Annotated in this window: 19 protein-coding genes and 2 pseudogenes; 6 read left to right on the plus strand and 15 right to left on the minus strand. The window is 68.5% G+C overall.

Annotated features, from left to right (window positions below; genetic code table 11):
- Positions 1 to 160: 160 nt before the first annotated feature.
- Together NFU81_RS31290 and NFU81_RS31295 are read right to left on the minus strand one after the other, a co-directional pair.
- Positions 161 to 1,396, minus strand: coding sequence for an aminotransferase class I/II-fold pyridoxal phosphate-dependent enzyme (locus NFU81_RS31290; protein ID WP_251497507.1), 1,236 nt, complete (start codon positions 1,394 to 1,396; stop codon positions 161 to 163).
- A gap of 118 nt (positions 1,397 to 1,514) precedes the next feature.
- Positions 1,515 to 2,348, minus strand: a complete 834-nt coding sequence (locus NFU81_RS31295; RefSeq protein WP_251497510.1) for an HpcH/HpaI aldolase/citrate lyase family protein — start codon at positions 2,346 to 2,348, stop codon at positions 1,515 to 1,517.
- Between the two features lie 355 nt (positions 2,349 to 2,703).
- Here NFU81_RS31295 and NFU81_RS31300 point away from each other — a divergent pair, with 355 nt between their 5' ends.
- Positions 2,704 to 4,476: an nSTAND1 domain-containing NTPase gene (locus NFU81_RS31300; protein WP_251497513.1), complete on the plus strand. Its 1,773-nt coding sequence runs from the start codon at positions 2,704 to 2,706 to the stop codon at positions 4,474 to 4,476.
- 359 nt (positions 4,477 to 4,835) lie between these two features.
- Here NFU81_RS31300 and NFU81_RS31305 read toward each other — a convergent pair whose 3' ends face one another.
- From NFU81_RS31305 to NFU81_RS41410, 4 genes and pseudogenes are all read right to left on the minus strand, one after another.
- The gene (locus NFU81_RS31305) at positions 4,836 to 5,360 is read right to left on the minus strand and encodes a hypothetical protein (RefSeq protein ID WP_251497516.1); all 525 of its coding nucleotides are present in this window, start codon (positions 5,358 to 5,360) and stop codon (positions 4,836 to 4,838) included.
- A gap of 27 nt (positions 5,361 to 5,387) precedes the next feature.
- The gene (locus tag NFU81_RS31310) at positions 5,388 to 11,171 is read right to left on the minus strand and encodes a ricin-type beta-trefoil lectin domain protein (protein WP_251497517.1); all 5,784 of its coding nucleotides are present in this window, start codon (positions 11,169 to 11,171) and stop codon (positions 5,388 to 5,390) included.
- A gap of 529 nt (positions 11,172 to 11,700) precedes the next feature.
- Entirely contained in the window at positions 11,701 to 12,000 is a 300-nt protein-coding gene (locus NFU81_RS31315) for a hypothetical protein (RefSeq protein WP_251497520.1), read from the minus strand.
- A 333-nt stretch (positions 12,001 to 12,333) separates the two neighbouring features.
- Positions 12,334 to 12,805, minus strand: a pseudogene (locus NFU81_RS41410) (transposase); the annotation flags it as partial.
- Between the two features lie 805 nt (positions 12,806 to 13,610).
- Between NFU81_RS41410 and NFU81_RS31325 the strand changes: the two are divergent.
- On the plus strand, positions 13,611 to 14,519 hold the full coding sequence (locus tag NFU81_RS31325; RefSeq protein WP_251497526.1) for a hypothetical protein: 909 nt from the start codon (positions 13,611 to 13,613) through the stop codon (positions 14,517 to 14,519).
- 134 nt (positions 14,520 to 14,653) lie between these two features.
- A complete protein-coding gene (locus tag NFU81_RS41415) occupies positions 14,654 to 14,995 on the plus strand; it encodes a DUF6928 family protein (protein ID WP_422665334.1) in 342 nt (113 codons plus the stop codon).
- Between the two features lie 45 nt (positions 14,996 to 15,040).
- Here NFU81_RS41415 and NFU81_RS31335 read toward each other — a convergent pair whose 3' ends face one another.
- From NFU81_RS31335 to NFU81_RS31355, 5 genes and pseudogenes are all read right to left on the minus strand, one after another.
- Positions 15,041 to 15,307 (minus strand): SpoIIE family protein phosphatase, encoded by a 267-nt coding sequence (locus tag NFU81_RS31335; RefSeq protein ID WP_251497529.1) that lies wholly within the window; start codon positions 15,305 to 15,307, stop codon positions 15,041 to 15,043.
- Positions 15,196 to 17,010, minus strand: a complete 1,815-nt coding sequence (locus NFU81_RS31340; protein WP_251497532.1) for a SpoIIE family protein phosphatase — start codon at positions 17,008 to 17,010, stop codon at positions 15,196 to 15,198. Before NFU81_RS31340 ends, NFU81_RS31335 begins: the two co-directional genes overlap by 112 nt.
- Before the next feature lie 127 nt (positions 17,011 to 17,137).
- Positions 17,138 to 17,476 (minus strand): hypothetical protein, encoded by a 339-nt coding sequence (locus tag NFU81_RS31345; RefSeq protein WP_251497534.1) that lies wholly within the window; start codon positions 17,474 to 17,476, stop codon positions 17,138 to 17,140.
- A gap of 16 nt (positions 17,477 to 17,492) precedes the next feature.
- Positions 17,493 to 18,218: pseudogene (locus tag NFU81_RS31350) on the minus strand (nucleotidyl transferase AbiEii/AbiGii toxin family protein); the annotation flags it as partial.
- Between the two features lie 57 nt (positions 18,219 to 18,275).
- On the minus strand, positions 18,276 to 18,602 hold the full coding sequence (locus NFU81_RS31355) for a hypothetical protein (protein WP_251497538.1): 327 nt from the start codon (positions 18,600 to 18,602) through the stop codon (positions 18,276 to 18,278).
- Between the two features lie 520 nt (positions 18,603 to 19,122).
- Between NFU81_RS31355 and NFU81_RS31360 the strand changes: the two genes are divergently transcribed.
- On the plus strand, positions 19,123 to 19,308 hold the full coding sequence (locus tag NFU81_RS31360; protein WP_251497540.1) for a helix-turn-helix transcriptional regulator: 186 nt from the start codon (positions 19,123 to 19,125) through the stop codon (positions 19,306 to 19,308).
- Between the two features lie 64 nt (positions 19,309 to 19,372).
- Positions 19,373 to 20,752: a tyrosine-type recombinase/integrase gene (locus NFU81_RS31365; protein WP_251497543.1), complete on the plus strand. Its 1,380-nt coding sequence runs from the start codon at positions 19,373 to 19,375 to the stop codon at positions 20,750 to 20,752.
- Positions 20,753 to 20,976: 224 nt separating this feature from the next.
- Here NFU81_RS31365 and NFU81_RS31370 read toward each other — a convergent pair whose 3' ends face one another.
- From NFU81_RS31370 to NFU81_RS31385, 4 genes are all read right to left on the minus strand, one after another.
- Positions 20,977 to 21,489, minus strand: a complete 513-nt coding sequence (locus NFU81_RS31370) for a hypothetical protein (RefSeq protein WP_251497546.1) — start codon at positions 21,487 to 21,489, stop codon at positions 20,977 to 20,979.
- Between the two features lie 480 nt (positions 21,490 to 21,969).
- Complete coding sequence (locus NFU81_RS31375) at positions 21,970 to 22,443, minus strand: hypothetical protein (RefSeq protein ID WP_251497549.1); 474 nt, start codon at positions 22,441 to 22,443, stop codon at positions 21,970 to 21,972.
- Between the two features lie 74 nt (positions 22,444 to 22,517).
- Positions 22,518 to 23,111, minus strand: a complete 594-nt coding sequence (locus NFU81_RS31380) for a 2'-5' RNA ligase family protein (RefSeq protein ID WP_251497551.1) — start codon at positions 23,109 to 23,111, stop codon at positions 22,518 to 22,520.
- 41 nt (positions 23,112 to 23,152) lie between these two features.
- Positions 23,153 to 24,403, minus strand: a complete 1,251-nt coding sequence (locus NFU81_RS31385) for an IS256 family transposase (protein ID WP_251497554.1) — start codon at positions 24,401 to 24,403, stop codon at positions 23,153 to 23,155.
- A 394-nt stretch (positions 24,404 to 24,797) separates the two neighbouring features.
- On the opposite strand from NFU81_RS31385, the gene NFU81_RS31390 reads away from it, so the two are divergent.
- Positions 24,798 to 25,556 carry a DUF6928 family protein gene (locus tag NFU81_RS31390; protein WP_251497557.1) on the plus strand — a complete coding sequence of 253 codons (759 nt, stop codon included), beginning with the start codon at positions 24,798 to 24,800 and terminating at the stop codon, positions 25,554 to 25,556.
- The last annotated feature ends 320 nt before the right edge of the window (positions 25,557 to 25,876 follow it).

A 25,876-nucleotide genomic window follows, 5' to 3' on the forward strand; every position in this document is an offset into this window, starting at 1 on the left:
GTCCTCTCAAGGGGAATCGACTCGCCGGATCGGGGCGGGTGCCCGGGGGCGGGACAACGGGTCCGCCGCTCGGTGCGGCGCGCCGGTGGACCGGCCTGGCGGGTCCGACCGGCCGGCCGAGGGTGGCGGGCCGGGGGGTGGCGGGTCGGGGGGTGGCGGGTCAGAGGGTGGCGATCACGTCCTTGACGCTGTCCGCGAACTCGTCGATCTTCTCGGCGCTCAGATCGGAGCGGAGCATGATGCGCAACCCCGCCTCGCCGCGCGGGACGATCGGGAAGAACACCGCCGAGCTGTAGAAGCCCCGCCGGTAGAGCTCGGCGGACAGCCGGACGGCGTCGTCGGCCTCCCCGACGGTGATCCGGCGGACGGGGAGCCCGTTGCCCGCGAAGGGCGTGGGGTAGACGCGGTCGAAGTGGTCGATGTTCTCGTGCAGGCGCCGCTGAAGTTCGCCCAGTTCGGGCGAGCGGTGGATCGCGGCACTGGCCAGCGAGGCGCCCACCAGCGGCAGTGACATGTTCTGCGACCATCCCACCGGACCGGCGTGCCGGTGCAGGAACTCGAACATCGCACGACTGCCGAGCATCGCTATGCCACCGCCGGTGCCGAAGCCTTTGCCGAGGCTGGCGACGATCACCGTCAGGTCGTTCATCTCCAACTGCGAGCGGACGAAGCCCTCGCCGTGCTCGCCGACGAGGGAGAGCGAGTGCGAATCGTCGATGTAGAGGAACAGCCCGTACCGGTCCTGGAGTTCCTTCAGCCCCGCGAGCGCTGTGGACCCGCCCATCGAGTACGCGCCATCGGCCACGTACGCGACCCGCGGATACTGGCGGCAGATCTTCTCGAGCTGGTCGAGGTCGTTGTGATCGCAGGTCAGGACCAGGGTCTCCTCCGCGCACACGGGCTTGACGTAGGACATGCAGAAGTGGCAGTAGCGGTCGAAGACCATCACCCGCGGCTGCCCGTCGTCGCCCAGGTGGCCCGAGGCGATCAGCGGCAGGATGCCCGCGGTCAGCGCGGTGCAGGAGGTTCCCGGCAGGACGTGCGCGCCGAACAGCTCGCCCAGCTCCTCCTCCATGCGGACCAGGAGGTTGTGCCGGATGCGGGTCGTCGAGACCACCAACCAGGTCGCCTGCGCCTCCTGGAGGGCGTCGATGGCACCCTGGATGACCGCCGGGTGGTGGTTGAGCCCCAGATAGCCGACCGAGCACATGTTGACGAATTCGTGGCCGGTCTCCGCGACCACCAGACGGTTGTTGGCGTCGGGGGTGTCGACGTGGATGCCGATGAGCCCGGCGTCCGACGCCTTGCGCCAGGCGGGGTCGGCGACCTCCAGCATCGAGGAGTTGTTGCGGTGCCGGTGCGGGCCGGTGATGTCGAGCGGGAGGCTCTGCGTCATGTCGGACAACTCCCTCGCGAGGTGCACGGATGGTTTCTCACAGCTGGTGCTGCGGGGCGCGAGGTCCCGAGAAGGACGGCCGGGCGCCCCGGGGGGCCGGGCGACGCCAGGACGGTGGTCAGCCGAACTCCTCGATCAGCCGCTGGGATGCCTCGAAGAAGGGCGCTCCGACCATCGAGCCGTCGACGACGGTGGCGTCCCTGCCGTTCTCCCGCCCCGCAGCGACGACTCTGCGCGCGTGCTCCAGCAGTTCGGGGCCGGGGGAGAACGCCTCGTTGACGACGGGAATCTGCCGGGGATGGACCGCCACCTTGCCGCTGAAGCCGAAGTCGCGTGCCGCGGCGGCCTCATGACGCAGCCCCTCGATGTCGAGGGCCTCGAAGTACGGGGCGTCCATGGCCTCGATCCCCGCTGCGCGGGCGCCGTTGACCACGGTGGCGCGCGCGTACGCCAGCGACTCCCAGGTGAGCCGGGCACCCACCGCGAAGGCGTAGTCGGCCGAGCCGAAGACCACGGCCTGCAGCCGGGACGAGGCGGTGGCGATGGCGGCCGTGTTGAGTAGGCCCCGCGGCGTCTCCACCACGGCGAAGAACTCCGTGTCCGGGCAGTTCGGGGCCAGCGCGTGCTCGACGATCTCGATGTCGCGCGCCGACTCGGTCTTGGGGATCAGCACGAGCGCCGGCTTGACCGGGTAGTGCCGCAGCGCGAGCAGGTCGCGCAGGCCGTCCGGTTCGGTCACGGCGTTGATCCGGATCGCCAGGCGCGCGGGGCCGCGGGGCTCCGTGAAGAAGTCCGCGGCCAGGCGCCGAGCCTCCTCCTTGCGCTGCGCTGGTACGGAGTCCTCCAGGTCCACCATGGCGATGTCGGCGCCGGAGGCATGGCACTTCGCGTACCGCTGTACGGCGGTGCCCGGTGTGGACAGGAGGGAGCGGCAGTACCGGGAAAACTTCATGGGGGGTCTCCCGACGAAGGCGACGCGCTCTTGAGGGCGGGAAGGGTACGGCCGGTCAGGGTGGACGGCGCCCGCTGCCACATGCCTACCTGATGTCGCGTTGTTCAGGTGTCCGCCGCGCGTCCTGAACAACAATCTCGAACAACGTCGAACACCCGGATCGCCGTATTGCATGTGATAAGCGGTCAAGTCGTCCGCCGTGAGGAATTGGCGAAATCAGCGATGCCGCCGTTCGTAGGCTTGTGCTTACCGTGTCAGGACGCTCTCTCGGATGCCGCACGAAATGCCACAGCAGATCGGTCGGACGTCCCCAGCATCGCCGCCTCCCGGGACGGACGCCGGGAAAGGGGTTCCGGTGCCACGTCAGGAGAGGCCGCTGGACGAGGGGGGCACCCCGCTGCTGCGGTTCGCCGCCGATCTGCGGCAGTTGCGGGCGAAGGCCGGCGCCCCCACCTACCGGCAGCTCGCCCTGCGCGCCCACACCTCCGCCGCCAGTCTCTCGGTGGCGGCGGGCGGGCGCAGGCTGCCGACTCTGGCGGTGACGATCGCCTACGTGGAGGGCTGCGGCGGTGACGTGGAGGCGTGGCGGCTGCGCTGGTACGACCTGGCCGAGTCGTACGGGACGGCGGAAGGACTCGCGGGGGCGGGGGGACCGGCTGCGGCGGGGGGACTCGTGACGCCCGCGGGACTCGTGACGCCCGCGGGGCTCGGGTCCGGTCCCGGCGCGGGCCCGGCGGCACGACGCGCCGGCGGTGGTCACGCGCCCCCGCCCCTCCGCGCCACGGCGGGGCAGCCGGAGACCGTGGGCGCCGTCCCCTATCCCGGGGCGGCCCCCTTTCGCACCGCGGACGCGCGATGGTTCTTCGGACGCGAGGCGCTGGCCGCCGACCTGCGAGAGCGGCTGCGCCACCGACGGGTCGTCACCGTCACAGGACCGTCCGGCGCGGGCAAGACCTCCCTGCTGAACGCCGGGTTGATCGCCCCGCTGCGGGCCGAGGGCCACGTGGGTCCTGTCGTCCTCCTCACCCCTGGCGCCGACGTGCTCCGGAACGCGGCACGGTGGCTCGCCAGGCTGGGCGGAGTGCCGTCCACGGGGTCCGGCGAGCCGGTGCTGGTGGTCGACCAGTTCGAGGAGCTGTTCGCCCCGGGGTGGCCGCCGGCCGAGCGCCGCCGGCTTCTGGACCTGCTCGGTTCCGCCGTGGCGGCCGGGCGGGTGCGGATCGTCATCTGCTCCCTCGTGGACGCCTGCGACCTCCGGCCGGGCCGGTCGCCGTCGTCCTCCGTCTTCTTCGACGACCCCCTCGTCGTCGGGCCGATGGCGCCCGAGGACCTGCGCCGGGCGGTGACCGAGCCGGCGGCGCGGGCCGGGTACTCGGCAGGGGAGGACCTGGTCGCCGCTCTGGTCGCGGCAGCCGCGGGCCAGCCGGGGGCACTGCCGCTGGTCGCCGTCGCGCTGCGCGAGGTGTGGCTGCGCCGCGACGGGGGAGTGCTGAGCCTGTCCGCGCTGCGCGCGATCGGCGGTCTCGACGCGGTGGCCGCCCGCTGCGCCGAGACGGCGTGGGCAGAGCTGCCCGAGGCGCTGCACGGCCGTGCGCGCTCCGTCCTGCTCCGCCTGACCGCCGCCGAGCCCCCGGCGGTGCGCCCGGGACCGGCGGCCGTCGCGCTGTCGGACCTGGACGACGATCCGGTCACCAGGATGGTGCTGGAGCGTTTCTCCCGCGCCCGTGCACTGACCCTCGACCGGCACAGCGTCCGGTGGGCGCACACGTCCGTGACCCAGGCGTGGACCCGTCTCGCGTGGTGGCTGGAGACGGAGGCCCAGGACCTGCGCGTGCAGCGCCGCCTGACGGAGGCCGCCCGCGCCTGGCACGAACGCGGGCGCCCGCACGAGAGGCTCTACCGCGGTGCGGACCTCGCCGACGCCCGCGTCCTCTTCGGCCGGGACGGCTACGAACCCACGCCGAGGGAAAGGGAGTTCCTCGACGCCGCCGCACAGGCCCGGCTCAGCCGGCGGCGCGCGGCGGCCGCGGAGCGGATACGGCTGCGCGGCCAGCGCCGGATCATCATCGTGCTCACGGCCGCCCTGATGGCGGTCGTGACCGCGGCACCGCTGATCGCACTGCGCTGAGCTCGAGCCCGTCGGGGGTTCTGGGCTGCACGTGAGTCCGGTGGCCGGTCTGGGTGGCCGTCCGCCCAGCCTCTGGCGTACGGCCAAGGCCTCAGGCCCATGCCGGACCTGCCGGCGTCCGCCCGCCCCCTCGCCGAACAGGACCATCCGCCGCGCTAACGATCGGTTCGCCCGGCACCGGCGTATCAGCACGCCAGACCGCAAGAGCGCCTGGACGAGGGGATCCGCCGCCGCACCGGCCGCCCGCCGCCCCGTCCACTCCTCGCGGCCCTCCTCCTGGAGCCCGACACCTCGGCGCCGGGCCGCGATGCCGGAGGCAGCGGGGTACCCGCGGGGCGGAGGCACGAAGAGGCACCCTCTCAGTGCCGGCGGAAGCTCGGGGACTCGATCCCCCAGAGGTCGTTACCGCTGAAAGGGTTTTGCGCCAAGCGCCCCTGGAAGGTGCGCACCAGGAACTCCACGATGCCGCAGTCGTAGCGGGTCCATGCCGGCTCGTCGAAATTGTGGTGTCTGCGGCAGGTGACGACGTGCCATCCGTCAGGCTCACCGACGGTGCTCCAGAAGGCGCTGTCGCCATCGGGGTTGTAACCCCACATGAACAGGCCGCCGTGCACCAGGTACTCCGGCTCGATGCCTTCTACGCCTTCTTGCATCTCGGCGGCGCTCTGAAGGATTCCGAAAATGTTCCCGATCTCGGAGGGACGGACCGGGGGCAGGATTCCGAGATAACCCGAGACTTCCCCCGGACCGTATGTCTCCATCAGCCAGAGATAGTCCGCGGGCAGCGCCGTTCCGTACCCGCGGACGATCTCGTCCCGGTTGGGGGGAACCCATTTCTCAGCGGGCGGTTCGAGTATCCGCAAGAGCTCATCTTCTGAAGTCATCGCAATCCCTTTACGCTCGGATGTCGACTACTGGCTGATGTTGACCCACGCGTTCCGGTTGGGGCTCCACATCTCATTCTGAATCGTGGCGCTGATATTGATGGGATTGTTCGTGCAGTTCGCAACGCACTTGGCCGTCATCTTGATGGCGTAAGGTATCACGTTGCTCCCGTCGTATTCCGGGACCACCACGTAGGCGACGGTTTGTTCCTGGGGGCCCGCTACGGCGGCCTTGATCTGGCTCTCGTAGGTCAACATGTTCGGGGTCAGCACCCGCACCCCGGCAATGGGGAAGGCGTTCGCAGCGCGGGTGCAGGTTACCAGGTTGTCGGTTCTGTCCCCCTTACCGCCGAGCTGGTCCCCTATCAGGTGGCACGCGTTGATCGTAAAGGACACCGGAATGGGGTCGAGCGCCTCGGCCCGGTCCCGGCCGTCCTGGTAGCCGGCCACGTCGTAGCGGGTGCTGTCGGTCCCGGAGCCCTTGGCCAGCGGCTTGGTCAGGCAGGCGACGCCGATGGTGGCCCGGCCGCCCGGCCCGAGCGGACCGTAATCGATCTCCCCGGGCTTGACCCGCCCGCCGCACACCTGGTCCAGGTTGTGGGACAGATCCTCCAGCGCCTTCGCCTTCTGCAGCTCCTTCAGAAGCTCCTGCATCTCCTTCAGGGTCTGCTTGGCCTTCTTCACGTCCTTGATGAACTTGGCGATCTTCGGTGACAGTTCGACGAGCTTCGCGACGAGGTCCCCTGCTTTGAGCAGCTTCGTGACCGGGACCAGATCCACCAGAGTCCACACGCAGCCCTCGACATCGCCCTTGTCGAAGCAGGCCTCCACATCGTCCACGCCGATGAAGTCCAGGATCAACTGGCCCCCGTTGTCGATGATGAAAGTCTGGAGGTCGGTGCCGACCAGGGCCTGGGCCTGGTTGTAATTGTCGACGCATGTCTGGCCGCAGCTTGCCAGCAGCAGCGCCTGATCACTCGGGTCGAGCGCCGGCTGACCCGATGCCGCCTGGGCCGCTGCCGCTTGCTGGGCGGCGATTCGGTTGGCTGCCTCCTGGGCGGCTTGGTCCGCCTCGGCGGTCGCGGCGGCGGTTTGCGCCGCATCCGCGTCGGACTGTGCGGTGGCCGCGGCAGCGTTGGCGCTTGCCGCGGAACTCGCCGCGTCATCCGCGTGGTTTTGGGCATCGGCCGCGCTCTCGGCAGCGCCGCTTGCAGCCGCGCCGGCCGACGCTGCATCAAGCTCGCTCGCTGTCGCCGCGGCCTGGGCTGCGGCGGCGGAGATACCCGCCGCCGCCGCGGATGCGTGGGCGTCGTCCGCATCGGCCTGGGTTTGGGCGTCAATCGTGTGAATCCGGCCCGCCGTGGCCTTGGTGGTGGCCGCGTCGGCCGCAGCCTGCGCGGCGGAGGCCATCGCCGCGGCCGCGGAGTGGGCCGCCTGCGACGCCGAGGTCGCGGCGTCGGCCGCGGCCTGCGCCGCCAGCTTGGCGTCGCCGGAGGCGGCGGCCGCCGCGGCCTGCGCCGCCGCCGCGAGAACCGCGGCCTGCGCCGCCTGGGCCGCTGCGACGTCGGATTGCTGCTGCGCCATGGTCTTGGCCGCCTCGGAGGTCAGGGACGCGAGCCCGGCCGCGGAGTCGCGCGCCGCGTACGGCGCCGCCAGGTCGATGGCCTCGTTCGCCGGTGCGGCCACCGTCGCCGCCTCCGCCGCGGCCGACTGGGCGGCCTGTGCGGTGGCGAGCGCCTGGCCGGTGGCCGTCGCGGCGTCGGAGGCCGTGAGAGCCGCCTCGGTCTGCGCGCCGTCGGCCGCCACCTTGGCCTTGTCGGCATCGGTCTTCGCCTGCGCCGCGGAGGCCTGGGCGGCGTCGGACTGCGCCGCCGCTATTCCGGCCTGGGCGATGGCGTCTGCGGCCAGTGAATCGCCCTTCCGTGCCGCAGCATTGGTCTGCTCGGCGGCCGCGTCCGCGGTGACCGCGTCCGAGTTCGCCGTCTCCGCGGCGGACCTTGCCCGTGTGGCCGCGGCCTGCGCCGCCGCGGCGGCATTGGACGCCTGGGTGGCACTGGCGTTGGCCTCGTCGGCCGCGACGCCCGCCGCGTCGGCGTCCGCCTGGGCCTGTTGGGCGGCTGCGGTGGCCCCCGCGGCGGCGTCGGTTCCCTGATTGGCGGCGGCCACAGCGGCCAACGCCTGCGCCTTGGCGTCAGCGGCGTGCTTGGCCCGCTGTGCCTCCTCGGCGTTGGCTCGAGCTGCGGCCGCGGTCGCCGCCGCCTGCTGCGCCGTGGCGTTGAGACCCTGGGCAGTGCCGGCCGCCGCGGCGGCGGCGGCTTCCTTGGTCGCCGCCGTGGCGGCCTGCGTCTGCGCGCTCGCGTCGGCCGCGGCGGCGTTGGCGCGCTGGGTCTCCGCGGTCGCCTTTGCATTCGCGGCGATGGTGGCCTGGTTCGCCGCGTCCGCCGCGGCGGCGTCCGCCTTGGCCAGCGCGGCCTTGGCCTGCGTCTCCGTAGTGGCGGCGGCGGCCTTGTCAGCCGCAGCCGCGGTGGCCGCGGTGGCCGCCGCGGCGGCCTGATTCGCCGCCTGAGTGGCGAGCGCCGAAGCCTGCGCCGCGTTGTCCTGCGCAGTCTGCCGCAGGTACAGGGCGCGAGCGGCGTGCGCCTGCGCACTGGCATTCGCCAGCAGTGTCGCGGAGTCGGCCAGCGTGGAGTTGGTGGCCGCCACCGCCGTCTTCATGGCGTTGGCCGTCGCCTGCGCCGCGGCCGCGGCGGCGCGGGTCACCTGCGCCGACTGCAGCGCGTAGGACAGTCCTCTGCCTTCCGGCAGGCCGGACGCGGTGGCGGTCGCGTACGCCGTGTCGCGTGCGGCCTCCGCCTTGGCGGCCGCGTCCTGGGCGATCAGCGCCTCGTTCTGCGCGGCCGACGCGAGTGCGACAACCTTCGCCCTGATCAACCCGAGGTCGTGCGTCGCGTGCGACATGTCCACGCTGGACCAACCGGACTGGTTGGCGGTCTTCTGGCCCTGTGCCCACAGGATGCCGCCGGCCGTCCATGCGTAGTCAAGGCCGTCGTGCATCGTCTCGGCACTGGCCTGGAGCGCTTCCAGGGCCTGCATCTCATCGGCGAGGATGTCGGCGCGGGGCTGCGCCTGGGCGTTCAGTTCGGTCTGCCACTCGGCCCAGGCCGTTTCCTCCACCTCGATCAGCACGTGGTCGGGATCGAACGGGTTCGACGGATCACCGGAGGCCCAGCGTGCCTTGAGGGACTCGACCTCGACCCGGAACTCCTGCGTCCCGGCGACCGGTGCCACCGTGGGATAGCCGTCGTACTGAATGAACCGGCGGACGTCGTCGGCCGAACCCTGGTTCGCCTGGTCGCGGTAGAAGTTCCAGTACCACGCCTTGCTCGGATCCGCCGCCGCGTGGGTGGCGGCGATGGCCGTCACCTTGTCCTGCGCGGCCTGGTCTGCGTGCGTGATCGGCAGATTCGCGGTCATCGCCTGGCCGGCCAGCCAGAACGTCGAGTCCCTCGACATGAAGTTGGTGACGTCGGCGTCGAAGTCGGGCTGGGAGCCGTAAGCGCCCATGGGGTAGGCCGACAGGAATCGGCTGATCCCGTCCGTTCGCTGCCCGCGTGCCTGGTCCGCGATGGCTGCCTTGGCGACATCCTGGTCAGCAGGGGTATTCGGGGCGTTCTCCCAGTTCTCGCTCACGTAGTCCGACCAGGGCTCGTTCAGGGCGCTGTCCGGGCCGGCCAGCGTCTGGGCGATGGACGTCCGCACCCCGATCCCGCCTGCGTGCAGCAGCATCGCGAGATGCGCACGGGTGTCCCGGGCAGTCGCCGCCTCGTCCATCGCGGCTTCGCGGGCGTTGATGTCCCCCGTGCCTGCCGGGAGTGTCGACGACGTCGCCGCCACCGGGCCGACGAAGGTGTGTGAGGCGTGAGGGATGTCCCACACCTGGGCGGTGGTGTTGCTGCAGGTGTAGAGGCGCAGCTGCGTGCCGTTGGCCGTCGACTGGTTCGGATCGTCGAGGCAGCGCCCGGTGTTCGGGTTCAGTAGGAGCGGTCGATTGCTCGTGTCGTACCCGACCGCCCATTGCTGGTCGAGGCTGCCGCCGCACTTCGTCAACTGCACCAACGCGCCGTTGGCGGTTCCGGCCTCCCCGCCGGCCACGGCTAGGCAGAGCCCGCCGGCCGTGAGGGTGCCGTCGAGGTTGAGCTTCCACGGCAGCAGCGGACCGGTGGTGTAGCCCACGCCGCAGGTGTAGAGCACGACCGCGGTGCCGTCTGCCGGCGCAGCGAGGGTGGATGCGGGGATGGCGCACTTGTTCATTGTGGCGTTGGTGATCGGGCCGCTCGGCGGTTCGGGGGTCGCCGGCGGGGAGAAGTGCTGCGCAAACGTGTCGTTGCAGGTGTAGATCTGCAGCGCGACGCCGTCGGCCGTCGACGCGTTCGGCGTGTCCACGCAGCGGCCCGACACGGGGTTGTACAGCTGGACGCCGCCGGTCTTGTCGTGCCGGAACCGCCACTGCTGGCTGCGCCAGCCGTGGCAGTCGAACAGTTGGACCGGGCGGCCGTTGTCGGTCTCGGCCGTGAGGTCGCTCTCGGTGAGCCAGTTGGTGGTGCCTATCCCGACCCGGGCGGCGACAACGCCGGTGCTCAGAATGACGGCCTGGACACCGTTCGCTCCAGCGGCGATCGACGGATGGAAGATATCGGTGTCGACGAGGCCACTCTCCCTCGTCCACCCGTTGAGTGCGATCCCCTTTTTGGCGTCGGCATAGCCGCTCGCGTCGATCACCATCTGGGTGCCGTCGGAGCCGGCTGCGAGCACGGTCCTGCCGTGGTAACTGACGGGGTCGACGATCGGGTCGCTCTCCCTCGTCCAGCCGTTCAGCGCGATGCCGGTTCTGGCATAGACATCGCCGTTACTGCCGAGGAGCATCTGGACGCCACCGTTCGTGGCGATCGCCAGGGCGCCTGGGGCTTGTTCCTTGGTCCAGCCGGTGGAGGACCCGATACCCGAGCGCGCGTAGACGGCTCCATCGCTGCCGATCATCATCTGGGTGCCGTCGGAGCCCACGGAGATCGCCTTCGCCCCGGTGCCGCTCTCCGTGGTCCAGCCGGTGCTCGAGCCGATCCCGCTGCGCGCGTATACGGTGCCGTCACCGTCGAGGTAGAGCTGAACGCCGCCATTGGTGGCGATCGCCTGGACGGATGAGCCGCCCTCGCTGGTCCAGGGGGTCGCAGCGATGGTGTTGCGTGCGTAGACGGTGTTGTCGAAGCCGATCATCATCTGGGTGCCGTCGGAACCGGCCGCGATCTTCTGGACGCCGGTGTCGCTTTCCTTTGTCCAGCTGCCGTCCAGGGCAATCTGGGGGCTGATGCCCGACCCGCCGGCGGGTCCGGTCACATTCCTGGTGTCCTTCGCATACACCTCGCCGGACGTGGTCAGCAGCATCTGCACCGTGCCGCCCTCGGCGACAGCCTTCGCTGCACCACCGTTGGCGCTGGTGACGTCGAGGCATTTGCCCGGCGCGCCGGTCAGGGTGAGCGTCCCGTGGACGCCGAGGTCCCAGTCGTAGTCCTCGCTCGGGGTGAACGTCCAGTCCTGATTTGCCAAGCCCGTGCACGCCGAGGAGTCGACCGTCGAGTGATTGGTCGTACTGCCTGAGAGATCGTCGAGGCACTTGCTGAGGCCGTCGTTGCGCACGGCGCCGTCGGCCGGGGCGTTGAGGTCCAAGATCTGGGAGGCCTCGGTGTTGCCCAGGTTCCAGTCCGCCGCGGCCTGCGCCGCCGAGGACGTGGCCGCCGAGAACACCAGGGAGAGCACTGCCACCAGGGTCGTCGCCCCAGTGGCCCTACGACTGAACAAGTGCTTTGAGGCTCTCGAAGAGCGCACGACTACAGCACGCGACGACACAATTCCCCCACCCGAGTCCCCTGCTCCATGAGGACCCGGACAGCGGAAAGCATGCTCCGCCGCGGGACCCCCCCGGGCGAGAGGTTAGCGAGGCGGCGTCGTGCACGACAAGGGCGCTTTTCAACCGCCAACTGGCCGACTTTTGCGAGTATGTTGCCCAGTTGGGATCATTCGAAGGGGTTTGTTGTGGCGGACAACTGCTGGAGCTACTCCACCGCCACGGACCGGGTGGACCGGCCCGGCCTGCGAAATGAGGCCCCGTGGCGGCAGATCATCGGCAGAGCTACTGTCAGGTGATGTCGTGGCGGATCATGCCGCCCTGCTCCCTGCGGCTGGCGTGGTCCGTCCCGTCGAGAGTGACGTAGTACAGGGCGCTGAACTGGGCTCCCGCCTGCACAACCTGGCCTTGACCGGGTGACGCAAGGGAGGCTGGGCAGCGTCAGTCGATTATTGGGCCGGCAGCCGACCAGCGCTGGCCAAGGGGCCTCTGATGTCCGGATTCCAGCCGAGTACCGCTCGCATCGACGACCGCATAGTCGACAACGATCTTGCATGGGTCGCCGTCCTCATATAGCCAAACGGTGACGCAGCCCTTCGAGACATACGTGTCGAACCAGACATCGGCACCCTCCGCGTCGGAACGGACTGTCAGTGCGTCCCCTGGTTTCATCCAGTAGTCCTCGCAGTACGGTTCGATGAAGAGACAGAGCTCGGTGTCGCCCCGGTTCTCTATCGGCATGCTGTTGCGACCCACTGGATCCCCCCCCAGATCGATGCTCCTCGGCCCCCGACACGCTAGCCGATGGCGTTGTCACGCTACTTCGGGCGGACTTCACTGTCGCCTTGCGGGACAAGTCATAGAAGCACGGCTACGCAAAGTGCCTTAGCCGCTTTTCCGCCTATTTCTACTTGAAAGTTCGAAACGTTCGAGTTCGGCAAGAGATTTCTTTTCGAATGCTCGTGACAGGTTCATACGGGCGGGATGACGGGGATAGGCGGGGTAGAAAAGCAATCGACAAGAGTGCTGTCGCTAGGGCTGTGAACTGGCCTCGAACGCCTCCCGGACCAGGACTTTCAGTTCCGCGTCGCGCACGGCACGCGCCGAGGGTGGGCGGGCCTTGGCTGCGTAGTAGGTGGACGGGCAATACCGGGCTCGGTCAGCACGGTGCAGATGGGCTCGACGCCGCCGAAGGGGTCCCGGTACTCGTCGATGAACGTCACGAGCGAAGATCGGCCGGTCGAGTTCGGCCGCGAAGAAAGGCGAGGCCGCCTTGAGGATCTCGTTCGCCCGCCGGAACTCGGCGACTTCCTTCATTCAGGGCCTTGAACTGGGCTGATTCTTCCGTTGTCGTCCCCGGCCGGGAACCGGAGTCGATCTGGTCCCGGCGGACCCACTGGCGCACCGTCTCGGCCGCACCGATGCCGAGCTTGCTCGCGACAGCGTTCGTCGCGGCCCACTCGGTCTCGTGGTCGGGGCGCACCTCGGCGACCATGCGCACCCCGCGACGCTGCAGCTCAGCGGGATAAGGGGAGGGACGTGCCATAACTCGAACCTCTCAGAGAATCGAGCCTCCACTGAACCCGGAACCGTTCATGTTCCCCGGCAGGACGAACCTGCGCACACGGCTCTGGAGGCTGGGGAAGCTGTTGTTCGCCCCGAGTGGTTGACCTGGGCGCTCGGCGTCCTGGGGGCTGGGGAACGGCTTGATCATAACGCCCCTATGCCGTGGGCAAGCCAGCTGGCTCGGTGCATCACCGCTCAGCGAAGGTGCCACCAACCTGCGGGAGTCCTTGACCCTGGCCGGTCGGGAGAGCGACGTCCCCTACCTGTGCGCCGACCTCAACGCCTTCGGGCAGGGGTACGTCGAACTCGGCCGCGTAGCCCCGGACACGGCCGGACGCCTTGCGGAACACCTCCGCCGTGGCCTCGCGTTCGTGAGGCCATTGACGGTCGCCTTCGAGCGTGATGGTTGCTGTACTTCGCTGCGGTGCAGAATCTGGCGGGGATGCTTAAGGCGGTGTACCAGGCAGTGCCCGACGCCCTACGAGCGAACAGGCGAGCAGGATTCGGAAGCCCACTGGTCCGCGCGTCCGCAGCACGCCACCGGGCCACCGGCAGCGCTTGGCCTCGCTGGGATGACCAGCCGTACAGCCGCGGGGCGACGGCAACACGGGCGCGTTCATTAGGCCGCCTCGCGTATCTCCGTGGACCACCAGGCGTAAATCGGAGAGGCGGCCGGGACTGCCGGTGGCCGAATGGGCACTTCTTGCCTGACCTCCTGCCTCACGCGTACGCGGCCCCTGACGGGGGCGGGCGCTCTCGGCGGGCGCGACTTCCAAAGGAGTGACATGCTCAGCCGCAAAACCCTCGTCCGGACCGCCCAGGTGCTCGGCATAGGCACAGCCGCCGCGCTGTCGTCGGCCGCGCTGGCCACCCCCGCTTCGGCCGCCACGCTGCCCGTGGCCTGCAGTGCGACTGCCCTGCAGAGCGCGATCAACACTGCGAACAGCACCCCGGGCGGTGACACTCTCATCCTGGCACCCGGATGCACGTACCGCCTGACCACAGAACTGCCCGCGATCACCTCCCCGATCGTCATCAACGGCAACGGCGACACGATCACCCGCCAGACCGGGACCTTCCGCATCCTCACCGTCAACGGTGGTGACCTCGACCTGCGCTCAGCCGTCATCACCAACGGCGATGCGACGGGCAGCTCCGTACAGAACGGCGCCGGCGGCGGCATCGTCGTCACCGGGAACGGCACCCTGACGGTCAACGCCAGCGTCATCCGCAACAACCACGCCAACTTCGGCGGCGGACTCAGCGTGTTCAACGGTTCCCAGGCCCGAGTGAACGCCTCCCTCGTCAGCGCCAACAGCGCAGCCCAGAACGGCGGCGGCATCGTGAGCGACGGCACCCTGACCGTCAACGCCACCGTCGTCAGGGGCAACCAGGCCGGCAACGCGGGCGGCGGCATCGCCAACATCGGGACACTGACAGTCAACGCCAGCACCATCCTCGGCAACTCCGCGCCGAACGGCGGCGGCGGCCTCGCCAACGGCGTGCCCGCGGCCCCCGGCGGCACCTCCACGCTGACCGCCAGCGTCATCAGCAACAACACGTCCAGCGGGACGAACCCCGGCGGCATCTACAACAACCAAGGCACCGTAACCCTGCGCGTGACGGTGGTCATCGCCAACAACCCCAGCAACTGCCTCAACAGCCCGACCGCTGTCCCAGGATGCATCGGCTGATAACCCGGTGCCCCCGCCAACGAGCCGCCAGCGGTGCGAACCCCCCGGTGGCTCGTTGGCCCACGTCTCCTTGCGTCCGACGTGACGCCCTTCGCCTCAGAGTCAGCGGTGGGGAATCGGAGAAGCGCTCACAGATGAGTGCGCACTCCCAGCCGATTGTCCTCGACGGTCAGCGGAAGCGTCCGCTTCCTTTCGAAAGGCCCTACTGGGCAGGCGAGCGTCCGGCCGACATCATCCGCTGGCCGGACCGGGACGAAGAACCGTACGCGCTGCCCTTCCACCCTCGGGAACTGGGCGAAGACGCCTTGCGAGGTCTCTGCGGCTTCATCCTGGAAGGCCGGCCTGAGCCGGACGACGTCGACGCGGACACCATCCGACTGCACGGATTCCAGGTGCGGGACCCGCACGGTCCCGACCCTGTGGAGCAACAACCCGGACGAGCTCGCGGCCCGGCTGCGTATTCACGGCTGCTATAGCGCAGCCGGCAGGATTCGAACCTGCGCAAGCCGGGCCTCGACCCTTCACAGACGCCGGATGACCAGTACGGCAGCGTCGTCGAGGTGGTCCACCGCGTCCGCCGCATCGAGGACCCGGTCGGCGGTGGCTTCGGTACCGAGGCCCTCGTTGAGGGCTTCGGCGGCCAGCGTTCCCGCTCGGTCCAGGCCGGCGTCCAGCGTTAGTCCCGGTCCTTCGACCACCCCGTCCGTGACCAGGACCAGCGCGCTGTCGTGGTCCAGCGTGAAGGTCTCCTCGGGGTAGTCGGTGTGAGGAAGAACCCCCAGGACCAAGTTGCCGGGGAGATGGAGTACCTCATGCCTGCCATCCGTGCGTGCACACAGAGCAGGGGCACGTGGCCGGCGCTGGTCCCGGTGACCCGGCCGTCGCGCGGATCGATGTGCAGCATGGTGCAGGTGGCGAACCGTGCGGCGCCCATCGTGACGAGGAGTTCGTTGGTGCGTGACAGGACGGTCCCAGGAGCCGGTTCGTCGGCTGCGATCGCACGCATGGATGCGCGTACTTGTCCCATGAAGGCCGCGGCGTCCACGTCGTGTCCTTGAATGTCGCCGATCTCCACCGCGACCGCGCTGTCGGGCAGGACGTAGGCGTCGTACCAGTCGCCGCCGATGTCGAGACCGTCCCGACTCGGGCGGTAGCGGGCGGCGACCTCCAGGCCTGGAAGATGTTCGGGCAGCGTTGGGAGCATGCTCTGCTGGACGGCCTTGGCCAGTTCAAGGTGAACCTGCTGTGACTTGACGCGTCCCAGCGCCTGTCCCGCGAGGTTGGCCAGCGTGCCCATGAGGGCCAGCTCGTCCGGAGACGGCTGATAGTCGCGATCGAATATCACCGCCCATGCCCCGAGCGGCTGATCGTCCGCCCGGCCGAGTGGTGTGACCAAGGCGGCGCGACCGGAATCGGGCAGGTCGAACCACGACAGTGCTGCCCCGTGTGGCCAGTGCTGGAGGTAATCCTCCTGGCTGCCGATGAGCTGCGGCTCGCCGGTGCGGATAGCAACGGGTAGCGGATCCGGGTCGCCCAGGGACATCCCGTGCAGGGCGTCTGCCTCCTCGGTGGACACACCCGCGTCGGTAGAGACGTGCAGGCTGTTGTCTTCGACGAGCGCGAGGACGGCCCCGGTACCCTCGAAAGTTGTCGCGAGCCGGGTCAGGACGACCTGCTGAAGCCCCTGCTCTGTGGTCGCGGTGATCAACGCTGAGGAGAAATCGGCGATCAAGCCCGCGCGTTCCTGCTCAGCGACCAGTGCGGCTTGCATGTCCGTTTTCTGTGTCTTCTGCTCGGTTTCGTCGCGGACCACCCCGAAGGTCAGCTGGGGGCCGCCGTAGCCGATGTCGATGCGGCGGGCCTGGCAGACCAGGTCGTGCCAGTCGTCGTGGACGGTGTGGAACCGGATCTCGATCCATGGAGACTGGGCGGTCGTCGGCCGCAGCAGTCGCCTCAGCGCCTTCTGGTCATCTGGGTGCACTCGCCTCATTGCCCAGGACAAGGGCATCGCGGCCTTCGGGAAGAGTGCGGCCATCGCAGGTGCGCCGCCCATCCATTCCAGCTGGCGATCGGAGGGGGAGTACATCCACACGCCGAGGCCGGCGGCTTTGGCTGCGAGCCGGAAGGGGATCAGCAGGCTGGCCAGGTCATTCTCCGCGCCAAGTGAGTGCACCCACACCAATCGCTCATCGCTCTCGGACTCCTCCACCAGCTTCGCCTCGACCAGGAAGACCAGGGACGCGGAGCCGGGCCCGGGGAACTCGAGCACGTTCATCGCGAGTCGCTTGCCCGTGGCTCCCTGCGCCACCAGGCGTTCCGCAGAGACCCGCTGCCCCGACGGCAGCAGTTCGGCGAAGTCACGGCCCGCACACTGCTCGGCGGTCCTGCCGAGCACTGTCGCCATCGCGGCGTTGAGGCGGCGGATGACACCGCCGGTCGTCACGAAAGCCGAGGGATAAGGTTGGTGGAGAAGTTCATCCAAGGCGTCCATCTGCGGCTTCCTGGAAATCGTAGATTGCCACACCCCTTCCTCAAGCGTATTCCCGACGTTTCCTACGTGCGCGGGACGTTTTGCGGGAGGGCCTCGAACCATCTCGACCTATGGCCGCCGCTGAGGCTCAAGGCAGACATGCGGCACGCCCATCCGGAACTGTCTTGACGAGGCGATCGCAGCGCTCTGCAACTGAACTTGATCGGGTGATGTCGGGCTGTTGGCCGGACAGCGCGCAGGGGGCCTCGGTAGTCCTGGGGCGGTGAGATACGCGCAGGGTGCCGGCTTGACCGACGTCGGCCCGGAACCCGGCCGGCACCTCGTCGGCGTCGTAGCCGCCTGGGTAGGACATCATCCCGGTGTCCAGCTCCCACGCGGCCGGGCCGCCGGGCACGCTGCCGCCGCCGAGGTCGACCAGCACCGGGTGCGGGCCTGCCGACCGTGCGTCCAGCTTCTGCTGAGCCATAAGCTCTGGCGGGCCGTCAGCGGTTCCTGTGGCTTGCGGGGCTGTCGCCAGGCGGAGGTGTCGTGAGCTTGGAAGTCGGACTGCCGGTCGGCCTCTGGACGGGGCCCAGGTGGTTGTCCTGGGACGGCCGCAGCTTGTCAGTTTGGCGAACATCGAGTTCCAGTTGGTCGGCCCAGGACTCGATTGCGGAACGCAGGCGGGTGACGGCTTCGGCGTCGAGGCAGTACTTCACGTAGTCCTCGTCGTCCCAGCGCCTTGAGGCGCGCAATGCTTGGGCGAACATGCGGCGGTCGAAGCCCGGATCGCGTTCCTCCGCCAGGCGCAGGAGGTCCTCGGCCGAGTAGCGTCCGCTGGTGAGGGCGGCGTGGACGTCGACGTAATCGCGGGCTTCTGCGCGGGAGTAGAGGGCGGAGACCTTGTTGGCGACCGCGTCGTCGGGGTGCAGGACCGGGCCGATTCCCATCATGACGGGCGGCTCGGCACGCCAGTCGTAGCCCATCTCCACCTTTGTCTGCCGACCGTCTTCATCGGTGACCAGCAGGCGCGCGAAGGAGTCTCCGGATCGCATCAGCTCGACCGTCAGTCCGTCGGAGGCGTAGGCGTCCCGTACTGCGTTCACCGCGGCGTCGAATCTTTGCGGATCGCCCTGATCGGTGAAGAGGTCGACGTCGTCGGAGACGCGGTTGAGAATGCCGTGGGCCTGTACGGCGTATCCGCCGGCGAGTACGAAGCCGTCCCCGGCTGCGGCCGCAGGGCGAGCCGGGTCAGACGGACGTGGAGGTGGTCCATGCGGATCACACTATGCGGCGGCAGCGGACCTCAGCTGGGGGAATCTCTCCTGCCACAGCGATTTCGCACGTACGGGCAGCCAGAGCGAGGGCCACAGGTGCAGCAGCAACCCTCCGTCAAGAAACCGCCGCAGTTCGGAGACGTCCATGGCTTCGCGGATGACTGTCTCGTAGAGGCGACGCCGGTCCTTCTCGATGGTGAGGTCGTAGCGGCGCTGCTGGGACCAGTCCAGGCTCAGTGGCAGGCTGACGACCCCGCTCGTCGGCCCGGCCAACTCGCTGAGCGACTCGGGAACCGTGTACGGGCGGATGTCCGCGTAGCGCGCCCCTGGGTGCATACAGGCAGTATGCCCCGCGCGGCTGGGGAGACGCGACCCTGCGGAGACAGTCCTGCATGGCGTTGGGCTGTAACGGTTAGCTATTGGACTTTCGCCAGTAGATCGTTTGGTCGGCGGATCCCGGGTGAGCGGCACACCTCCCTCGCGATCGTTGAACAGGTACAGAGACGGCGAGCGTCATGCGGAATGAGGTCGCTGCCCGCGCGGGGAATTCGGGCGGCACGTTCGCGCGAACCCCGGAGCGAAGCCCAAGGACATCGCAGCGCTCCCGGACATCGACGCGGACACCATCCGCCGTACCTGCTCCCGCATGGCCGACGGCGGCCAGCTCACCAAGGACGGCAGCGGCCGGTACTACCCAGAACACCGACACCCGCACCGACCCCGGACAGGGGGTGTCCCAGGTGTCCGACTGTCCGGTTACCCCATCGGACCAGCACGAACGACCCGGACACCCACAAGAGGCACTGTCCGGCCTGTCCGACCTTCCGCCCACCGGCGCACAGGGGAGGCACTGAGCATGAGCCGGGAAGAAAAGCTCACCATTGCCGAGATCATCGAGGATCTCGGGGTTCCCCCGTCCACCTTCCACCGGTGGCGCGCCACCGGTAAGGGGCCGCGCGCCATCAAGCTGCCGAACGGCGCGGTGCGTGTCCGCCGGTCCGAGTACGAACGGTGGCTCGCCACCTTGGAGGAAGCCGCGTGAGCACGTCCGAAGAACTCCCGGGTCGGCCCGGGAGGGCTACTCCCTCGACGTACGGCTGTGGAAGGTGACCAAGACCGGCAGGAAAGCCCGGCCCTACCGTCTGCGGTGGGTCGTGGCCAACCAGGTCCACGGCAACACCTTCACCACCTCCGCGCTCGCGGAAAGCCGCCGCTCTGAACTGTGGCTGGCCATGAAGCGCGGCGAGGCGTTCCACGTCGAATCCGGCTTACCTGAGTCGGAAGTGAGGGCCGCGGAAGAGGCTTCGGCGGAAGCCGCCGCGGCTGCCCCGGTGCGGTGGTTCGAGTTCTGCCGGGAGTACGCAGAGGCCCGGTGGCGCACGAGTGCGGCAAAGGCCCGCGAGAGCCTCGCCGACAGCTTCGCCGCGGTATCGCTGGCCATGGTGACGCGCGGGGAAGGAACGCCCCCGGATACGGAACTGCGCCTCGCGATGCGGTGGGCCGTTGTTCCGGCTCACCGTGAGGACGAACCCCCGGCGAACCTCAAAGCCGCCTATGAGTGGCTGCGCACGTCCGACCGGCCGGTCATCGACCTGTACGACCCGAAGGTGTTCCGGGAAGTGCTCTACCGACTCGGCTACCGGCTCGACGGCAAGCCGGCGGCCGGAGACACCGTGAAGCGGCGCCGCCGGGCGCTGAACACCGCGCTTGAGTACACCGTGGACGCGGGAATCCTCACGGAAAACCCACTCCAGCGCAGCAAGGGCAAGCGTGCTGGCTCCACTGACGCGGTGGACCGGCGGGTCCTGGTGAACGCCCTGCAGGGACGCCAGTTGCTCACCGCCGTGTCGTACATCGGGTCATGGCACCGCAACCGCGGCCGGCGACTGGTGGCGTTCTATGCGGTGATGCTGTACGCCGGTCTGCGGCCCGCTGAGGCAGTGGGGCTGCGGCTGTCTGATTGCTACCTGCCGGAGGCGCCACAGTGGGGCACGCTGACCCTGCGGGAGACACGTCCGGTGTCCGGGAAGCAGTGGACGGACACGGGGGAGCGGCACGACCGCCGGGGACTCAAGGCCCGTGAGGCGGCCACCGACCGGCGGGTGCCGATCCCGCCTGTTCTGGTGGCCATCCTGCGGGCACACCTGGCGGAGTTCGGTACCGCCAAGGACGGCAGGGTCTTCGGCAACGAGCGAGGTGACGTGGTGGGCAGCTCTACCTACTGGCCGGCATGGGAGGATGCGCGGCCCTACGCGCTCCAGCCCGATCGGGTGGACTCGCCTTTGGCCGGCCGACCGTACGACCTGCGGCACGCCTGCATCACGCAGTGGCTGAACGCCGGGGTGCCCATCGCGGAAGTGGCCCGGCGGGTGGGCAACTCCCCGGAGGTGATCCACCGCCGCTATCACGGCTGCATTGATGGCCACGAGGAAGCGGCCAACGCCAAGATTGCGAAGTCGCTGGAGGAAGACGGCGACCCGGCATAGCCGCACTCCGCGCCGATCGCGTTATGCGGCAAGGGCTATCCAGCTATCCGGGAACGTATCTCTAGAGTACTGAAAGGGGAGCCTTTGTGGAATTCGACATTGGCGGAAGTGAAGCGCTGACTGGATTTTTCGGGTGGGTAGGAGGCCGCGGAAAGGTGCGATTGTATTCTGGTGCGTTGGCGGGAACGGTGGCCCGAATTCGCGCGACACGCATTGTGGTGCGCTTAGTGTTCCTGTTCGTCGACCCACGCGATGGCCTCAAGGCCAAGGCGACGAAAGTGTGGCCACCAGAGCCTCCTACCCGCTCCGCGACTCCGTTGACGGTCTTCAATAACGTCCATGCCATGTGGATAGAGATCGGCGAGCACAGGCCCCCATTCCTGCAAAACCAAGTCCTTCTCCACAAAGCCTTCTTCGACGTATAGGCCGAGGATATCCAGCATGGCGATAGCGCCTGATGCGAGCCGATTTTCTTCCTGGTATCGTCGGCGGAGGTATTCTGCTGACTTGGGCGAGTTGACTCTCTCTCTAAGGATCCCGCGACCACGAATCTGGTCCACTGATGAAAGCCTCTCGTGGAGCGACAGGAACAGGTCGCGCTTGTTCAAGTTTTGGGTCTGTCGCTCTGTCCGCTTGCGCGTATCCGCGCTGAAGCGATAGGCCTTGTATGCCACAAGGCACGAGATCAGGACCGCGACGGCAGTGATCCCGGAAACGACAAGAGCAGCGACGGCCATAGCGAAAACCTCACCATGCTTCAGCGGTGGAGGCCAAGTCGATGCGTCCAGACGGATGCAGTGCGGTTGGCCGCCACTTTCGGCTCACTGCCATTTGGATCTCGCACGCTCATGCAGTCGACTGTCAGCGGTGACTTGCGAGGTGACGATTGCCGACGAACGGCCGCCCAAGCGACGGACCGCTCCAAGGGTGTGTCGGAGGTGTGTCGCGACCAGTGAGTGACAGCGAGAGAGGGCGGGAGTCAGTGAGACTGACTCCCGCCCTCTCTCCATGGCATTCGCCCTGGTCAGCGGACTGTTCACGCTAGTTGTCGGCGAGTGCCCCCGGCAGGATTCGAACCTGCGCACACGGCTCCGGAGGCTGGGGAAGCCGTTGCCCCTTCCGGGCGGCTGACCTGGACGCTCGGCGTCCTGCAGGCCGAGGAACGGCTTGATCATTACGCCCCTATGGCGTGGGGAGCCAGTTGGCTCGATGTCTCACTACTCAGCGAAGGTGGTCTCCCCGAATGGCGTGAGTTCCCATCCGCCGAACAGGTCGTCGTTGACGCGGACCGCGAGTAGGACCGCGCCAGCCGCGGGACCGTCGCCCGAGCCTGCCTCTGTGTCGGTCCCTGCCGAGCCGAGGTGGAAGGCGACGACGGGAGTCCTGCGGTCACTGGTGGCGTAGCTGAGCGTCTTGGGACGGTCCGGGTCTGTGGGGCCGAAGGTGACAGACGGCGGACCGAACTCGGCAATGATCTCGTGCAATGAGCGGTCTTCCCCCGACCAGGTTGCGGAACTGTCCACGATGTCGGAGTGCTCAGCCGCCGTCAGTGTGCGGTCGAGGCGGAGCCAGCCCCGGCGGTGTGCATCCTCACCGTACTGGGATGCAGTGACATGGATTTCCGGTGCGGGGAAGCCCTCTCTCAGCATCATCGAAGGGGCCAGACGGGCGTTGGTATCGGGAATCCACACCTGCTCCCCGCCCCGCCCGTCCCTCGCTGCGAGCAGGTCAAGGAGACGCACCACCTCTCGCAGGCGAGCAATTGTCAAGAGTTGTGGATTGACACGCTGCCGGGTTGGCGAGGTGGGGTATTGCTCGATGCGCCGAGCATCGGAAAGTTCGCGTGAGGCCGCCAGCATTGACCGTCGCTCACGAACAGGCTCACCGACGAAATCGTCGCGGTGACGGGCAGCCGGTCGGCCAGTTCCGCCTCCACCTCGTCGAAGATCCGGGATGGCTGCCCATGGGCGACGGTCAGGTGCGGGATGACCTCGGCAAACTGTCCCCCGTAGGGCGGCGCCTCCGGCCATCGCGTGGCAATGGACTCGGTCAGCGCGCGAAGCGGCTGGTCTGGGGTCGGCGCCAGGTAGAGCACGTCAGGGAAGCGGCCACACTCGTCGAACCGGACCGCGAAGGAGTCATGCCCGGCGATCAGGGTCGTGAGATCACCGATGACCGCGGCACTGATGAGATCGACGTCGAGGAACGGGAAGAGCACCGTCACGTGGGCGGGAATCCCGGCCGCTGCGGAGGCGTCGAATCGCCGACGCCAGTGCTCAACCAGTGGTTCGGCTTCCGCCACCGTGGCAAGCAAGGCGGTCTGACCTGCTCGGTAACGTCCTGACTCGGCTTGGGACACGGTTGGATGTTCTCGGACGGCTTCCGTTCGCGCCACCGGTTTCAGGCAGCGTTGACCTCCTCGCGCTCGACCAGGACACCGTTCTCGAACCTCGCCCCGGAGCGGACCAGAGCAACAAGCTGAGCCCCAGTGATCGCCCGCCAGCGAGCCTGGGCCGACTCCACCAGCTTGAACACCATCGCCAGGGCTGCGGCCGGGCTGCCCGCGCCGCGAGTGACCTTCGTGCGGAGCTTGACCGTCGAGAACGTCGACTCGATCGGGTTCGTGGTCCGAAGATGGATCCAGTGCTCGGCCGGGAAGTCGTAGAACGCCAGCAGTTCGTCCTGGTCATCGGTGATCTTCGCGAGGGCCTTGGGGAACTTGGCGCCGTAGGTCTTCGCGAACGCCTCGATCGCCTTCTCCGCGTGGGCGCGGCTCTCGGCGTTGTAGATCTCCTGCATCGCCTTCGTGGCGCCCGGCTGTGCGGACTTCGGCAGGCAGTTCGTGACGTTGCGGGCTTTGTGAACCCAACATCTTTGCTGCCGGGCAGCGGGAAACACCTCGGCCAGTGCCCGCCACAAGCCCATGGCACCGTCGCCGACCACCAGCTCGGGGTCACGCATACCGCGTCGCCGGCAGTCGCGCAGCAGGTCGGCCCACGACTCGGTGGACTCGCGTAGGCCCTCGGCCAGCGCGATCAGCTCCTTGGTGCCGTCCAGGCGCACCCCGAGCAGGACCAGGACGCACGAGTGCGTCTGGCCGAGACGGACCTTCGGGTGCACCCCGTCGGCCCACACGTAGACGAAGTCCCGGTCGGACAAGTCCCGGTCCTGGAAGGCGGCGTGGTCCTCGCCCCACTGTTTCGTCAGCCTGGTCACGGTCGCCGGCGACAGACCGGCAGCGCCGCCGAGGAACTGCTCCAGCGCGGGCACGAAGTCTCCGGACGACAGTCCGTGCAGGTAGAGCAGGGGCAGCACCTCCGAGATCTTCGGGGACTTGCGGCACCACGGCGCCAGGATCTTCGACGAGAACCGCTTGCGCTCGCCGGTGGCCTCGTCCACGCGGCGGTCGTTCACCCGGGGCGCGGTGACCTCGACCGGACCTGCCGCGGTGACCACGGTGCGGGGGTGATGGCCGTTGCGGACCACCAGGCGCCGCCCGTGATCGTCGGTCTCGGCGGCCAACTCGGCTATGTACTGGTTGACTTCCGCTTCCAGCGCGGCGGCCAGCATGCGGCGGGCGCCCTCGCGGACGATCTCGTCGATCAGGGAGCCGGATTGGGTGGAGCCCTCGTCGGTGACTACGCTCAGCACAGGCGTGCCTTCCCGACCCGCGCTACGAACGCGGGCCTACTCGGAGACCATCACAGGATCATCGGGAAGGTACGCCCTCCGCATACCCTCTCGGGCTGATCCACAAGTCCTGAGCATTGCTCCTCGCAGGCCGCCGAACTCCGCAGGACGGCGCACTGCCTGGTTGAGTCTTTTCAGCAGACGTTCACGGTCGCTGACGTTGTCACCGGCCATTGCTGTCAGGCCCGTATCGGGCATCGCACCACGCGCTGGAACGGGTGACGAAACGTCAAGCGTCATACGACCAGTCTGCCAGCGCCTGGCATAGCCCAACGAACGCGGCCTGAGCAGCCTTGTTGTCAGTACCTGCGGCTACGGTGCGTCCCATCAACGGAAGCACTCTGGGGGAGGGGCCGTGGGGGCCAAGACGGGACTGCTGGTGTACGCAGACGGCGACGTGGCGGAACTGCTGCGGCAAGTGGGAATGGCAGGTGTTGATCAGACCGCTGCCACGATGCGGCGGCTCTATCCGGGTTGCGAGGTCGAGGAGTGTGAGGGCTCGACCCTGGGGGACGGCGTCTACCCGCCGAAGGGGACGGTGTATGCCGCCTCGTGGCCCGGCGTGGAGGTCATCGGCGATCAGAGCGTGATGATCGACTTCCCCTCCCAACTTCCGGAGCACTTCGTTGCGGCAAGTGCCGGCCGCCGACTCGTCCTGCACGCCATGCACAGCGTTGTGGACTGGCTCGCGTTCGCGGTGTGGGAAGACGGCCGCCTCGTCCGCTCCCTGAGCCTGTCCCCGGATAGCGGCATCATGGAGAACATCGGCGAACCGCTTCCTTTCGAAAGACCCTACTGGGCAGGCGAGCGTCCGGCCGACATCATCCCCTGGCCGGACCGGGATGAAGAACCGTACGCACTGCCCTTCCACCCCCTGGAAATGGGCGAAGACGCCCTGCGAGCGCTCTACGGCTTCGTCCTGGAAGGCCGGCCTGAGCCGGACGACATCGACGCGGACACCATCCGACTGTACGGATTCCAGGTGCGAGACCCCCACGGTCCTGACCTTGCGGAGCAGGAAGCGGAGCTGCGCAGGGCCATGGAAGCCATGGGACCGCCCCGCTTCTACAGGCTGGGTCCCGACGGCTCGTTGGTAGAGAGCGAGGGCATCTAGCACGCGGCTTCTTCGTCCTGAAAGCAACCCGGACGGGCTCGCGGCCCGGCTGCACATTCAGGGCTGCTGTAGCGCAGCCGGCAGGATTCGAACCTGGGCACACGGCTCCTCCGCCTGGGTGTGCTATTGATCCACCCAGGCGCTGAGCTGGGCGCTCATAGGCGGGGAGTCCTGGAACGGCTTGATCATTACGTCCCTGTGACGTGAAGGGGGCCTCCCCGTGAGTGGTGGACACGCTGATACTGGATCTGCTTGATCCGGAGGAAGCGAGAAGACCGCCGATGGCGATGAAGGACTACTCGGACGAGTTCAAGGCCGAT

The organism is Actinacidiphila cocklensis, from assembly GCF_907177275.1.
GTDB classification, from domain to species: domain Bacteria; phylum Actinomycetota; class Actinomycetes; order Streptomycetales; family Streptomycetaceae; genus Actinacidiphila; species Actinacidiphila cocklensis.

What these genes read in the sequence shown, in the direction of transcription:
- NFU81_RS31290 (WP_251497507.1), bottom strand. Translation starts at nt 1,396, where the DNA reads ATGACGCAGAGCCTCCCGCTCGACATCACCGGCCCGCACCGGCACCGC.
- NFU81_RS31295 (WP_251497510.1), bottom strand. Translation starts at nt 2,348, where the DNA reads ATGAAGTTTTCCCGGTACTGCCGCTCCCTCCTGTCCACACCGGGCACC.
- NFU81_RS31305 (WP_251497516.1), bottom strand. Translation starts at nt 5,360, where the DNA reads ATGACTTCAGAAGATGAGCTCTTGCGGATACTCGAACCGCCCGCTGAG.
- NFU81_RS31315 (WP_251497520.1), bottom strand. Translation starts at nt 12,000, where the DNA reads ATGCCGATAGAGAACCGGGGCGACACCGAGCTCTGTCTCTTCATCGAA.
- NFU81_RS31325 (WP_251497526.1), top strand. Translation starts at nt 13,611, where the DNA reads ATGCTCAGCCGCAAAACCCTCGTCCGGACCGCCCAGGTGCTCGGCATA.
- NFU81_RS41415 (WP_422665334.1), top strand. Translation starts at nt 14,654, where the DNA reads ATGAGTGCGCACTCCCAGCCGATTGTCCTCGACGGTCAGCGGAAGCGT.
- NFU81_RS31340 (WP_251497532.1), bottom strand. Translation starts at nt 17,010, where the DNA reads ATGGACGCCTTGGATGAACTTCTCCACCAACCTTATCCCTCGGCTTTC.
- NFU81_RS31345 (WP_251497534.1), bottom strand. Translation starts at nt 17,476, where the DNA reads ATGGCTCAGCAGAAGCTGGACGCACGGTCGGCAGGCCCGCACCCGGTG.
- NFU81_RS31355 (WP_251497538.1), bottom strand. Translation starts at nt 18,602, where the DNA reads ATGCACCCAGGGGCGCGCTACGCGGACATCCGCCCGTACACGGTTCCC.
- NFU81_RS31360 (WP_251497540.1), top strand. Translation starts at nt 19,123, where the DNA reads ATGAGCCGGGAAGAAAAGCTCACCATTGCCGAGATCATCGAGGATCTC.
- NFU81_RS31370 (WP_251497546.1), bottom strand. Translation starts at nt 21,489, where the DNA reads ATGGCCGTCGCTGCTCTTGTCGTTTCCGGGATCACTGCCGTCGCGGTC.